The sequence below is a fragment of the Streptomyces sp. NPDC110618 genome (assembly GCF_055657065.1).
This window is the reverse complement of sequence record NZ_JBVKBN010000002.1, coordinates 633,218-645,610: the sequence shown is the minus strand read 5'-3', so window position 1 is coordinate 645,610 and position 12,393 is coordinate 633,218. Positions and strand designations below refer to the sequence as shown.

The following is a 12,393-nucleotide window of genomic DNA, read 5'->3' as shown; positions in this document are numbered from 1 at the left end:
TGGCTCACGACTGGCCGAACATTTCTCGTATCGTGGAAGATGTTTTCCGAAGTCCCACCCTTCTGGGGGGCCTCGGTGAACAAAAAGTCCGCAATCCGGGGCGGCTACCGCGTACTCAGCGGTAGGTGCGACGATCGGACGGCACAACTTCGCGACACGGTGAAAGCAGAGGAAGTCGGCCATGGCAACGGCGCCCAGCGTCTCCTACTCGATGACCATCCGGCTGGAGGTGCCCGCGAGCGGAACGGCCGTCTCGCAGCTCACCACCGCCGTGGAGTCCTCCGGAGGCTCGGTCACCGGCCTCGACGTCACCGCGTCCGGACACGAGAAGCTCCGTATCGACGTCACCATCGCGGCCAGCTCCACGGCGCACGCCGACGAGATCGTGGCCAAGCTCCGCACCATCGAGGGTGTCACCCTCGGCAAGGTCTCCGACCGTACGTTCCTGATGCACCTCGGCGGCAAGATCGAGATGGCGTCGAAGCATCCCATCCGCAACCGTGACGACCTCTCCATGGTCTACACCCCCGGTGTGGCCCGGGTCTGCATGGCCATCGCCGAGAACCCCGAGGACGCCCGCCGGCTGACCATCAAGCGCAACTCCGTCGCGGTCGTCACCGACGGCTCCGCCGTCCTCGGCCTCGGCAACATCGGCCCCAAGGCCGCGCTGCCGGTCATGGAGGGCAAGGCGGCGCTGTTCAAGCGGTTCGCGGGCATCGACGCCTGGCCGATCTGCCTGGACACCCAGGACACCGACGCCATCGTCGAGATCGTCAAGGCCATCGCCCCCGGCTTCGCGGGCATCAACCTGGAGGACATCTCCGCGCCCCGCTGCTTCGAGATCGAGGCGCGGCTGCGCGAGGCCCTGGACATCCCCGTCTTCCACGACGACCAGCACGGCACCGCCATCGTCGTGCTCGCCGCGCTCACCAACGCGCTGCGGGTGACCGGCAAGTCCATCGACGGCATCCGGGTCGTCATGTCCGGCGCCGGGGCGGCCGGTACGGCCATCCTGAAGCTGCTGCTCGCGGCGGGCGTGAAGAACGCCGTCGTCGCCGACATCCACGGCGTGGTGCACGCCGGGCGCGCCGACCTGGTGGACGCCGCCCCCGACTCGGCGCTGCGCTGGATCGCCGACAACACCAACCCCGAGAACCTGACGGGCACGTTGAAGGAGGCCGTGCGCGGCGCGGACGTCTTCATCGGCGTCTCGGCCCCGAACGTCCTCGACGGCTCCGACGTGGCCGCCATGGCGGAGGGCGCGATCGTGTTCGCGCTGGCGAACCCGGACCCCGAGGTGGACCCGGCAATCGCCCGTCAGACGGCGGCCGTTGTGGCCACCGGCCGCTCGGACTTCCCGAACCAGATCAACAACGTGCTGGTGTTCCCGGGTGTGTTCCGCGGCCTGCTGGACGCGCAGTCCCGCACGGTCAACACCGACATGATGCTCGCGGCCGCGAAGGCCCTGGCGGATGTGGTGAGCGAGGACGAGCTGAACCCGAACTACATCATCCCGTCGGTCTTCAACGACAAGGTCGCGGGCGCGGTGGCCGGTGCCGTACGGGACGCCGCGAAGGCCGCCGGGGCGGCCGCGCACCACAACTCGGGCGTCTGACGGGACGTGACGATCGCCACGGCAAGCCCTTGTCGCGGCGCGTCGTGGAACCGCGGGCCCGTGACAGCCGTTTATCGTGACGGCCGGGCTCGGGCCCGCCCTTCGTGTGACCCCCAAGGGTGTTCTCACGGCTCGGACGGGTGCCGGATTGGCTTTCCCGCCGCAGGTAGGGGCAGGATGCGTCTTCGGGCGCGAGCGTCTGGCGGACCGGACCCGGGTCCGGGGACTGTCCGAGGACCCTGGCAGCATCGACTTTCGCTGTGCCCGATATGCGGCTCCGCCGCGTGGCACGCCTCAATGGCAAGAAGAACACGGGAGTAACAACATGAACCGCAGTGAGCTGGTGGCCGCGCTGGCCGACCGCGCCGAGGTGACCCGCAAGGACGCCGACGCCGTGCTGGCCGCGTTCGCCGAGACCGTCGGCGAGATCGTCGCCAAGGGCGACGAGAAGGTCACCATCCCTGGCTTCCTGACCTTCGAGCGCACCCACCGTGCCGCTCGCACCGCGCGCAACCCGCAGACCGGCGACCCGATCCAGATCCCGGCCGGCTACAGCGTGAAGGTCTCGGCGGGCAGCAAGCTGAAGGAAGCCGCCAAGGGCAAGTAAGCGCTCCGCTCTGAGCGCCGGGAACTGCTCGCCGTAGGGGCGGGACGCCGTCGCTGTCCGCGGGCCCCATGTGGCTGGTCGCGCCCACGCGGCCCAGCCGCAGATCGATACGGCCCGCGCCCCTTAGGGGGTTGAGCCAAACGTGTATGGGGCGGTCACCCCGAACTCGGGTGACCGCCCCATCGGCGTTTCTGCGGCTTGCCGTTACCCCAGCGCCTTGCCCGGCAGTTCGACCTTCGCGCCCAGTTCCACGAGCTTCTCCATGAAGTTCTCGTAGCCGCGGTTGATGAGGTCGATGCCGTGGACCCGGGAGGTGCCCTGGGCCGCCAGCGCCGCGATCAGGTAGGAGAAGCCACCGCGCAGGTCGGGGATGACGAGGTCGGCGCCCTGGAGTTTGGTGGGGCCCGAGACCACCGCGGAGTGCAGGAAGTTGCGCTGGCCGAAGCGGCAGTCGGAGCCGCCCAGGCACTCGCGGTAGAGCTGGATGTGGGCGCCCATCTGGTTCAGCGCGGAGGTGAAGCCGAGCCGGGACTCGTAGACCGTCTCGTGGATGATGGACAGGCCCGTCGCCTGGGTCAGCGCCACCACCAGCGGCTGCTGCCAGTCCGTCTGGAAGCCGGGGTGCACGTCCGTCTCCAGCGCGATGGACTTCAACTGGCCGCCGGGGTGCCAGAACCGGATGCCCTCGTCGTCGATCTCGAAGGCACCGCCCACCTTCCGGTAGGTGTTCAGGAACGTCATCATCGAGCGCTGCTGGGCGCCACGGACGTAGATGTTGCCCTCGGTCGCCAGCGCCGCGGACGCCCAGGAGGCGGCCTCCAGGCGGTCTGGGAGGGCGCGGTGGGTGTAGCCGCCGAGCTTGTCGACACCGGTGACCCGGATCGTGCGGTCGGTGTCCATCGCGATGATGGCGCCCATCTTCTGGAGCACGCAGATCAGATCCTCGATCTCCGGCTCCACCGCCGCGTTGGACAGCTCGGTGACACCCTCGGCGAGGACGGCCGTCAACAGCACCTGCTCGGTGGCGCCGACGGACGGGTACGGCAGCCGGATCTTCGTGCCGCGCAGCCGCTGCGGGGCCTCCAGGTACTGGCCGTCCGCGCGCTTCTCGATGGTGGCGCCGAACTGCCGCAGCACCTCGAAGTGGAAGTCGATGGGCCGGCCGCCGATGTCGCAGCCGCCGAGACCCGGGATGAAGGCGTGCCCGAGCCGGTGCAGCAGCGGACCGCACAGCAGGATCGGGATACGGCTGGACCCCGCGTGGGCATCGATGTCAGCGACATTCGCGCTTTCCACGTGCGAGGGGTCCATCACCAGCTCGCCGGGCTCGTCGCCCGGACGGACCGTCACGCCGTGCAGTTGGAGCAGTCCGCGCACGACCCGGACGTCACGGATGTCCGGAACATTGCGCAGCCGGCTCGGCTCACTGCCCAGCAGTGCGGCGACCATGGCCTTCGGTACGAGGTTCTTCGCACCGCGGACACGGATCTCGCCCTCCAGCGGGGTTCCGCCGTGGACAAGCAGGACATCGTCGTTGACGGTCATGTATCTCGCGTTCCGATGAGTGGGGCAGGGGCCGAGGAAACAGGGTAATCGCCGCGCACCCCCCTTCAGTAAGCCCAAGGACGGCCCAGAAACGTCATAGCTGTGTCACAACACGAACCGTTCCTCACCGGGTACGACCAGTCACCGTGAGGGGAGTGCGCCGGGGGCGTTCCGCGCCGCGCTGAGCTGCGTTCACTCCCTTACCCGGATTGCCTCCCCACACGAAGGGAAGATGCGGGATCATGTCTGGCATGACCGAGGTGTCCTCGCTCACAGGGCGGCTGCTCGTGGCCACGCCGGCCCTGGCGGACCCGAACTTCGACCGTGCGGTGGTGCTCCTCCTCGACCACGACGAGAAGGGCTCGCTCGGCGTCGTCCTGAACCGTCCGACCCCGGTGGACGTGGGCGACATCCTGGAGGGCTGGGCCGACCTCACGGGGGAACCGGGAGTCGTCTTCCAGGGCGGACCGGTCTCCCTCGACTCCGCGCTCGGGGTCGCCGTCATCCCGGGCGGGGCGAGCGGCGAGAGCGCACCGCTGGGCTGGCACCGGGTGCACGGCGCGATCGGCCTGGTGGACCTGGAGGCGCCGCCCGAACTGCTCGCCTCCGCGCTCGGCTCGCTGCGGATCTTCGCCGGGTACGCGGGCTGGGGGCCCGGCCAGCTGGAGGACGAGCTGGTGGAGGGTGCCTGGTACGTGGTGGAGTCGGAGCCCGGGGACGTCTCCTCGCCGGAGCCGGAGAGACTGTGGCGGGAGGTCCTGCGCCGCCAGCGCAACGAGCTGGCGATGGTCGCCACGTATCCGGACGACCCTTCGCTCAACTGAGACGTGTGAGCTTCAGTACTCTGGTTGTTATGAGCACTCTTGAGCCCGAGCGCGGGACTGGTACGGGGACCCTCGTAGAGCCGACGCCGCAGGTGTCCCACGGCGACGGCGACCACGAGCGCTTCGCCCACTACGTCCAGAAGGACAAGATCATGGCGAGCGCCCTCGACGGGACTCCCGTCGTGGCGCTGTGCGGCAAGGTCTGGGTGCCCGGCCGCGATCCGAAGAAATACCCCGTGTGTCCCATGTGCAAGGAGATCTACGAGTCCATGGGCTCCGGCGGCGACGACAAGGGCAAGGGCGGCGACAAGAAATAGTCCCCCCGGTAGTCCCCTTAGGTCCGATTAGGTCCGACCTTCCCGAAGGCCCCCGGAGCGCACCACGCGTGCGCTCCGGGGGCCTTCGTGTGTCACGAAGTGGTTGAGACCTCTTGTGGGCGCGTTGGGGTTGTCCCTAGCCTCCGTTGTGCAGAGCAAAACAGCTATTGCACATGTTGCAACGCACGGAGGAATGCTCCATGAAGCTCCCCGCTCGACTGGCCGTGCTTCTCGCCGTCACGGTCGCCACCGCCTGCGCCCCCCAGACGTCCGACAACTCCGCCTCCGACAAGGACGAACAGTCCGGCACCCTCAGGGTCTGGCTCTTCCAGGAGGTCAGCAACAAGCCCAAGGAGAAGGTGGTCGACTCCGTCCTCGCCGCCTTCGAGAAGGACCACGAGAACACCGACGTCACCGTCGAGTACATCCCCGTCGAGACCCGCGCCCAGCGCATCAAGGCCGCCTTCAACGACCCCAAGAGCGCCCCCGACGTCATCGAGTACGGCAACACCGACACCGCCGGCTATGTGAAGGACGGCGGACTGCTCGACATCACCAAGGAGTTCGGCGCCTGGTCCGAGGCCAAGGACACCGACCCGACCGCCAGGCAGTCGGTCACCGTGGACGGCAAGGTCTACGGCGCCCCGTACTTCGTCGGCGTGCGCGCGCTGTACTACCGCACCGACATCTTCGAGAAGCACGACATCGAGGTGCCGAGAACCCAGGCCGAACTCATCGCCGCCGCCAAGAAGATACGGGCGGCCGAGCCCGACCTGTACGGACTCGCGGTCGGTGGCGCCTACACCTACGGCGCGATGCCCTTCGTCTGGGCCCACGGCGGCGAACTCGCCACCGGCAAGGGCGGTTCGTACGCCTCCGGCATCGACAGCCCCGCCGCGCAGAAGGGCATCAAGGCCTACGCCTCGCTCTTCGGCGACGACAACTGTCCCGCCCAGACGTGCGCCGGCATGGGCGGCAACGACACCGTGACCGCGTTCGCCTCCGGCAAGGCGGCCATGGCGATCGGCGGCGACTTCAGCCACGCGGCCGTGGAGGCCGGCAAGGTCAAGGGCAAGTACGCGGTCGTTCCGCTGCCCGGTGTGAAGGAGGGCGAGATCGCCCCGGCGTTCGCGGGGGGCAACAACATCGGCGTCCTGAAGAGCACCTCGCACCGCACGCTCGCCGTCGACCTGATGCAGCGGCTGGCGTCCAAGCAGACCCAGGCGTCGATGTTCGACGCGATGGGCTTCCTGCCGACCTTCTCCGACGTACGACAGCAGGTGGCGGCCAAGGAGCCGTTCGTGAAGCCGTTCGTGGAGACCCTCGGCGCGGGCACCAAGTTCGTCCCCGCCTCGCCCGCCTGGTCCCAGATCGACTCCTCGCTGGTCCTGCCGACGATGTTCCAGGAGATCGTCAGCGGCAAGAAGTCGGTCGAGGCGGCCTCCAAGGACGCGGCGAAGAAGATGAACGACGCCTTCGCGACCGTCGGATGACGTCCGTGACCCACGGCAAGTCCTGGACTCCCTGGCTCTATCTCGCCCCCGCGCTCGTCGTCCTGGGCGGACTGCTCGCCTACCCGATCTACCAGCTCGGCCTGATCTCCCTGTTCCACTACACCCAGGCCCAGGTCAGCGGAGGGGAGCCGACCACCTTCGAGGGGTTCGGCAACTACGCCGAGCTGTTCGGGGACTCCCAGTTCTGGGAGGTGCTGCTGGCGACGGTCCTGTTCGCCGCCGCCTGCGTGGTTTCCACCCTCGCCGTCGGCTGCGCGCTCGCGGTGCTGCTCACCCGGGTGCGGGCCGTGCCGCGGCTCGCGCTGATGCTGGCGGCGCTCGGGGCCTGGGCCACCCCGGCCGTCACCGGCTCCACTGTGTGGCTGTTCCTCTTCGACCCCGACACGGGCCCGGTCAACCGGGTGCTGGGCCTCGGCGACCACTCCTGGACCTACGGGCGGCTCAGCGCCTTCTTTCTGGTCCTGCTCGAAGTGGTCTGGTGCTCCTTCCCGTTCGTGATGGTCACCGTGTACGCCGGGATCCGGGCCGTGCCCGCGGAGGTGCTGGAGGCCGCCTCGCTGGACGGCGCCTCGCAGTGGCGGATCTGGCGGTCGGTGCTCGCGCCGATCCTGCGGCCCATCCTCGTGGTGGTCACCATCCAGTCCGTCATCTGGGACTTCAAGGTCTTCACGCAGATCTACGTCATGACCAACGGCGGCGGCATCGCCGGCCAGAACCTGGTGCTCAATGTCTACGCCTACCAGAAGGCGTTCGCGTCCTCGCAGTACAGCCTCGGCTCGGCGATCGGTGTGGTGATGCTGCTGATCCTGCTCGTCGTGACGCTCGCGTACCTGCGACTGCTGCGGCGCCAGGGGGAGGAGCTGTGAATCTTCTGCGCGGCCTTGTGGCCCGTCCGTGGCGGTTCGCTGCGGAGAGCGCGGCGCTGCTCATCGCGACCGTCGTCGCCTTCCCGCTGTACTGGATGGTGCTCGGCGCCTTCAAGCCCGCCGGGGAGATCGAGTCGACCGAGCCGCGGCCCTGGACGACGGCGCCCACGCTGGACTCCTTTCGGCGCGTGTTCGAGCAGCAGGAATTCGGTCGGTATTTCGTCAACAGCCTTGTCGTGGCGGGCACCGTGGTGGTCGCCTCGGCGCTTGTCGCGTTTCTCGCGGCGACCGCCGTGACGCGATTCCGGTTCCGCTTCCGGACCACCTTGTTGATCATGTTTCTGGTGGCCCAGATGGTGCCCGTGGAAGCCCTCACGATCCCCTTGTTCTTCCTCATGCGGGACGCCGGTCAGCTCAACACGCTGGGCTCGCTGATCCTGCCGCACATCGCCTTCTCGCTGCCGTTCGCGATCTGGATGCTGCGCGGTTTCGTGAAAGCGGTTCCGGAGTCCCTGGAGGAGGCCGCCTACCTCGACGGGGCGAGCCGGACGCGATTCCTGTGGCAGATCCTTTTCCCGCTCGTGCTGCCCGGTCTGGTGGCCACGAGCGTGTTTTCCTTCATCTCCGCCTGGAACGACTTCCTCTTCGCCAAGTCGTTCATCATCAGTGACACTTCGCAGTCGACTCTGCCGATGGCTCTGCTGGTCTTCTACAAGCCGGACGAGCCGGACTGGGGCGGTGTGATGGCCGCCTCGACGGTGATGACGATTCCGGTGCTGGTGTTCTTCGTACTCGTACAGCGACGCCTGGTCTCGGGACTGGGCGGAGCGGTAAAGGACTGACGACATGGGCTTCGACGAAGTGATCCCGGCGCCGGGGAGGGCGTGGTGGTCGCCGGTGGATCAGGGCGCCTTCGTCCTGGACCCCGGGACCGTCCTGCACGCCGGTCCGGGCACCGCGCGCGTGGCGCACTGGCTGCGCTCCGCGGTGGGTGCCGCGACCGGGCTGCTCCTCGCCGAAGGACGCGGTGACCACGGCATCGAGCTGGGGCTCGACACCGGGCTCGGGCCGGAGGCGTACCGGCTCGATGTGACCGAGCGCGGCGTCCGCGTCCACGGCGGCGACCCGGCCGGGGTGTTCTGGGGCGCGCAGACCCTGCGTCAGCTGCTCGGCCCCGAGGCGTTCCGGCGGGCGCCGCTCGATCCGGGCCGCCGGGAATGGCCGGTACCGCTGGGCACGGTCGAGGACCGGCCCCGATTCCGCTGGCGGGGTCTGATGCTCGATGTGGCCCGGCACTTCATGCCCAAGGACGGGGTGCTGCGCTACCTGGATCTGATGGCCGCGCACAAACTCAACGTCCTGCACCTGCACTTGACCGACGACCAGGGCTGGCGGATCGAGATCAGGAAGTACCCGCGGCTCACGGAGACCGGATCCTGGCGGTCGCGCACGAAATTCGGCCACCGCGCCTCACCGCTGTGGGAGGAGAAGCCGCACGGCGGCCACTACACCCAGGACGACATCCGCGAGATCGTCGCCTACGCCGCCGAGCGGCATATCACCGTCGTCCCCGAAATCGACATCCCGGGACACTCGCAGGCCGCCATCGCCGCGTACCCGGAACTCGGCAACACCGACGTCATCGACACCGCCTCCCTGACCGTCTGGGACACCTGGGGAATCTCTCCGAACGTACTCGCGCCCACTGACAACACCCTGCGCTTCTACGAGGGGGTGTTCGAGGAAGTGCTGGAGCTGTTCCCGTCGGAGTTCGTCCATGTCGGCGGTGACGAATGCCCGAAGGAGCAGTGGCGGCGGTCACCCGTGGCGCAGGCTCGTATCAAGGAACTCGGACTCGCGGACGAGGACGGACTCCAGGCGTGGTTCATCGCCCACTTCGACAACTGGCTCTCCGCGCGCGGGCGCCGGCTCATCGGCTGGGACGAGATCCTGGAGGGCGGGCTCGCCAGGGGCGCGGCCGTCTCCTCCTGGCGCGGGTACGCGGGCGGGATCGCCGCCGCGCGGGCCGGCCACGACGTCGTCATGTGCCCCGAGCAGCACGTCTACTTGGACCACCGGCAGGCGCCGGGCGAGGACGAACCGGTGCCGATCGGCTACGTCCGCACCCTTGAGGACGTCTATCGGTTCGAGCCCGTTCCACCCGAGTTGACCGAACCCGAGGCGCGGCACGTCCTGGGCACCCAGGCCAATGTGTGGACCGAGGTGATGGAGGACCCCGCGCGGGTGGACTACCAGGTGTTCCCGCGACTTTCGGCCTTCGCCGAAGTGGCGTGGAGTCACCTGCCCGCCCCGCGGGAACGGGAGTTCATCGGCTTCCAGCGGCGGATGGTGGCCCACTACGCCCGCCTCGACGCCCTCGGCGTCGCCTACCGTCCGCCCGCCGGACCGCACCCCTGGCAGCGGCGCCCCGGTGTGCTCGGCCGGCCGCTGGAGGGGCCGCCCCCGAACAGGTAACCGCCGGAGGGCCGCCCCGAACAGGTAACGGAAAAACCCCGGCAGATCACCGAAGAGTGGCAAATTCGTGCGCACCGGCGATGCGGTGCGAAAACGGACTATCTCCCCGGTGAAGTGGGCGAATGCCTCCTAGCGGACCCCCGCGTTCGGCCTCGGCGAAGATGTGCCAGAGTTGCCACGTCCGCCCTGTCAGCACGTACCGTACGGCAGCAACAGGTGGGACCAGGTGGGGCAGCGGGAAGGGGCAGCCGGTTTGACCACGCACGCACCGCAGGCGGCGCAGGCCGTCACGCTGCCCGCGACGCTGGACGAGGCCGTGGCGGCACTCACCGCCATGCCCGCCGCCGTTCCGGTCGCCGGGGGCACGGACCTGATGGCCGCCGTCAACTCCGGGCAGCTCAGGCCCGCCGCGCTGGTGGGCCTCGGCCGGATCAGCGAGATCCGCGGCTGGCAGTACCAGGACGGGCACGCGCTGCTCGGCGCCGGGCTCACCCATGCCCGCATGGGCCGCCCCGACTTCGCCGCGCTGATCCCGGCGCTCGCCGCCTCCGCGCGGGCCGCCGGTCCGCCGCAGATCCGCAACGCCGGCACCCTCGGCGGCAACATCGCCACCGCCGCCCCCACGGGCGACGCGCTGCCGGTGCTGGCCGCCCTGGAGGCCACGCTGATCATCGCCGGCCCCGGCGGCGCCCGCCGGGAGATCCCGGTGTCGCACCTGCTGGCAGGCGTGGAGATGCTGCGGCCCGGCGAACTCATCGGCTACGTACGCGTGCCGCTGCTGCACGCCCCCCAGGTCTTCCTCAAGGCGACCGGCCGCACCGGACCGGGCCGCGCCATGGCCTCCGTCGCGCTGGTGCTCGACCCCGCGCGGCGGGGCGTGCGGTGTGCCGTCGGCGCCATAGCGCCGATGCCCCTGCGGCCCCTGGACGCCGAGCAGTGGGTCGCGCAGCTCATCGACTGGGACAACGACCGCGCCATCGTCCCGGAGGCGCTGGCCGCCTTCGGCGAGTACGTCGCCGCGGCCTGCATCCCCGACCCGGCGCCGGCCGAGGACGGCTCCGTCGAGCCGCTCCCGCCCGCCGTACTGCACCTGCGGCGCACCGTCGCCGCGCTGGCCCGACGAGCACTGGGGAGGGCGCTGTCGTGACCGACGACCGGCACCAAGAGGGCGCCCCGCAGGGCGCGGGCCGCTGGGACCCGCTGCCCCAGGGCGACTACGACGACGGCGCCACCGCCTTCGTGAAGCTTCCCGAGGGCGGCATGGACGCGCTGCTGGCCTCCGCGGACAGCCCGCTGGCCGCGCCCGGCCACGGCTATGTGCCACCGCCCATAACGGTCACGCCCGCGACCACCGCGGGCACCGACCCGGCGGCCACCGGCACCTGGGCGATGCCGTCGGGCGGCGTGCAGTGGCCGGACGCGAACGCGAACCCGCAGGGCGAGGGGACGGCCGGCGACGACCGGTTCACGTACAACCCCGGCGCCACCGGGCAGTGGACCTTCGAGGACGCGGCGGGCTCCGCGAGCGCGCCCGGCCACGACGTCACCGGACAGTGGTCGATCCCCGTCGCCGGGGGCGACCTTCCGGACGAATCGGGCGAGTTCACTACTTCGTCGCTGGTCGATCAGTGGAACGGCGCGACCCCGCCCGCGACCCTGCCCGGCGGCGCGCCCGCGCCCTGGGCGACGCAGCAGGAAGGCACTGGTCAGCCCGGCGAGTCGGAGCAGCAGGCCGCGCCCGCGCAGGCGATCGGGGAGCCGTGGGGGCGTCCGCCGGAGAAGCCCGCGGAGCCGGAGCGTCCGGCCGAGGCCGCCCCCGACTCCCCGGCGGAGGCCCAGGAGACTCCTGAGGGGCCCTCAGAGGCCGCGCGGACGACCGCGGAGGCCCCTGAGGCGGACGGGGCCGCCGAGGGCGAGCCGGAGGCGGAGAAGGCCGCCGAGGACGCCGCGTCGGCGCCGGAGGAGACCCCGGACGAGCCCGCTCCCTCGCTGCCCGGAGAGGAACACCCCCTCGCCTCCTACGTCCTGCGCGTCAACGGCGTCGACCGGCCCGTCACGGACGCGTGGATCGGCGAGTCGCTGCTGTACGTGCTGCGCGAGCGGCTCGGGCTCGCGGGCGCCAAGGACGGCTGCTCGCAGGGCGAGTGCGGGGCGTGCAACGTCCAGGTCGACGGACGGCTCGTCGCCTCCTGCCTGGTACCCGGGGTGACCGCCGCGGGCAGTGAGGTGCGTACGGTCGAGGGCCTCGCCGTCGACGGACAGCCCTCCGACGTGCAGCGCGCGCTCGCCCGCTGCGGCGCCGTCCAGTGCGGCTTCTGCGTACCCGGCATGGCGATGACCGTGCACGACCTGCTGGAGGGCAACCCCGCCCCCACCGACCTGGAGACCCGCCAGGCACTCTGCGGCAACCTGTGCCGCTGCTCCGGCTACCGGGGTGTCGTCGAGGCGGTCAGGGAGGTCGTCGCCGAACGCGAGGCGCACAGCGCGGCCGAGGCCGAGGCGGACGCCGACGAGGCGCGCATCCCGCACCAGGCGGGCCCGGGCGCGGGCGGCGTCCACCCCTCCGCCCTCAACCCCGAGCCCCCGCACGACCAGCAGTACGGCCAGGACGGAGGCCAGGCGTGAGCAAC

The 12,393-nt window shown here is 70.2% G+C and carries 11 protein-coding genes; 10 read left to right on the top strand and 1 reads right to left on the bottom strand.

Annotated features, from left to right (window positions below; translation table 11 throughout):
- Positions 1–181: 181 nt before the first annotated feature.
- Together ACZ7L7_RS06165 and ACZ7L7_RS06160 are read left to right on the top strand one after the other, a co-directional pair.
- On the top strand, positions 182–1,615 hold the full coding sequence (locus ACZ7L7_RS06165; protein ID WP_285510789.1) for an NAD-dependent malic enzyme: 1,434 nt from the start codon (positions 182–184) through the stop codon (positions 1,613–1,615).
- A 325-nt stretch (positions 1,616–1,940) separates the two neighbouring features.
- Positions 1,941–2,222, top strand: coding sequence for an HU family DNA-binding protein (locus ACZ7L7_RS06160; RefSeq protein ID WP_007382399.1), 282 nt, complete (start codon positions 1,941–1,943; stop codon positions 2,220–2,222).
- A gap of 204 nt (positions 2,223–2,426) precedes the next feature.
- On the opposite strand, the gene murA is transcribed toward ACZ7L7_RS06160, so the two are convergent.
- The gene (murA, locus tag ACZ7L7_RS06155; RefSeq protein ID WP_093721381.1) at positions 2,427–3,767 is read right to left on the bottom strand and encodes a UDP-N-acetylglucosamine 1-carboxyvinyltransferase; all 1,341 of its coding nucleotides are present in this window, start codon (positions 3,765–3,767) and stop codon (positions 2,427–2,429) included.
- A 251-nt stretch (positions 3,768–4,018) separates the two neighbouring features.
- Between murA and ACZ7L7_RS06150 the strand changes: the two genes are divergently transcribed.
- From ACZ7L7_RS06150 to ACZ7L7_RS06115, 8 genes are all read left to right on the top strand, one after another.
- A complete protein-coding gene (locus ACZ7L7_RS06150) occupies positions 4,019–4,591 on the top strand; it encodes a YqgE/AlgH family protein (protein WP_285510790.1) in 573 nt (190 codons plus the stop codon).
- Positions 4,592–4,620: 29 nt separating this feature from the next.
- Positions 4,621–4,908 (top strand): DUF3039 domain-containing protein, encoded by a 288-nt coding sequence (locus tag ACZ7L7_RS06145; RefSeq protein WP_053665779.1) that lies wholly within the window; start codon positions 4,621–4,623, stop codon positions 4,906–4,908.
- Positions 4,909–5,108: 200 nt separating this feature from the next.
- Complete coding sequence (locus tag ACZ7L7_RS06140) at positions 5,109–6,401, top strand: extracellular solute-binding protein (RefSeq protein ID WP_472075044.1); 1,293 nt, start codon at positions 5,109–5,111, stop codon at positions 6,399–6,401.
- Entirely contained in the window at positions 6,398–7,288 is an 891-nt protein-coding gene (locus tag ACZ7L7_RS06135) for a carbohydrate ABC transporter permease (protein ID WP_285510792.1), read from the top strand. The genes ACZ7L7_RS06140 and ACZ7L7_RS06135 overlap by 4 nt, the downstream gene beginning before the upstream one ends.
- Positions 7,285–8,130: a carbohydrate ABC transporter permease gene (locus ACZ7L7_RS06130; RefSeq protein ID WP_472075042.1), complete on the top strand. Its 846-nt coding sequence runs from the start codon at positions 7,285–7,287 to the stop codon at positions 8,128–8,130. Before ACZ7L7_RS06135 ends, ACZ7L7_RS06130 begins: the two co-directional genes overlap by 4 nt.
- 4 nt (positions 8,131–8,134) lie before the next feature.
- The gene (locus ACZ7L7_RS06125) at positions 8,135–9,763 is read left to right on the top strand and encodes a beta-N-acetylhexosaminidase (protein WP_472075040.1); all 1,629 of its coding nucleotides are present in this window, start codon (positions 8,135–8,137) and stop codon (positions 9,761–9,763) included.
- Positions 9,764–10,016: 253 nt separating this feature from the next.
- Positions 10,017–10,910 carry an FAD binding domain-containing protein gene (locus tag ACZ7L7_RS06120; RefSeq protein WP_285510794.1) on the top strand — a complete coding sequence of 298 codons (894 nt, stop codon included), beginning with the start codon at positions 10,017–10,019 and terminating at the stop codon, positions 10,908–10,910.
- A complete protein-coding gene (locus ACZ7L7_RS06115; RefSeq protein ID WP_472075036.1) occupies positions 10,907–12,388 on the top strand; it encodes a (2Fe-2S)-binding protein in 1,482 nt (493 codons plus the stop codon). The genes ACZ7L7_RS06120 and ACZ7L7_RS06115 overlap by 4 nt, the downstream gene beginning before the upstream one ends.
- The last annotated feature ends 5 nt before the right edge of the window (positions 12,389–12,393 follow it).

Excerpts from the sequence above, each read along its gene's own strand:
- ACZ7L7_RS06160 (WP_007382399.1), top strand. The coding sequence starts at position 1,941 with ATGAACCGCAGTGAGCTGGTGGCCGCGCTGGCCGACCGCGCCGAGGTG.
- ACZ7L7_RS06125 (WP_472075040.1), top strand. The coding sequence starts at position 8,135 with ATGGGCTTCGACGAAGTGATCCCGGCGCCGGGGAGGGCGTGGTGGTCG.
- ACZ7L7_RS06165 (WP_285510789.1), top strand. The coding sequence starts at position 182 with ATGGCAACGGCGCCCAGCGTCTCCTACTCGATGACCATCCGGCTGGAG.
- ACZ7L7_RS06140 (WP_472075044.1), top strand. The coding sequence starts at position 5,109 with ATGAAGCTCCCCGCTCGACTGGCCGTGCTTCTCGCCGTCACGGTCGCC.
- ACZ7L7_RS06135 (WP_285510792.1), top strand. The coding sequence starts at position 6,398 with ATGACGTCCGTGACCCACGGCAAGTCCTGGACTCCCTGGCTCTATCTC.
- ACZ7L7_RS06145 (WP_053665779.1), top strand. The coding sequence starts at position 4,621 with ATGAGCACTCTTGAGCCCGAGCGCGGGACTGGTACGGGGACCCTCGTA.
- murA (WP_093721381.1), bottom strand. The coding sequence starts at position 3,767 with ATGACCGTCAACGACGATGTCCTGCTTGTCCACGGCGGAACCCCGCTG.
- ACZ7L7_RS06150 (WP_285510790.1), top strand. The coding sequence starts at position 4,019 with ATGACCGAGGTGTCCTCGCTCACAGGGCGGCTGCTCGTGGCCACGCCG.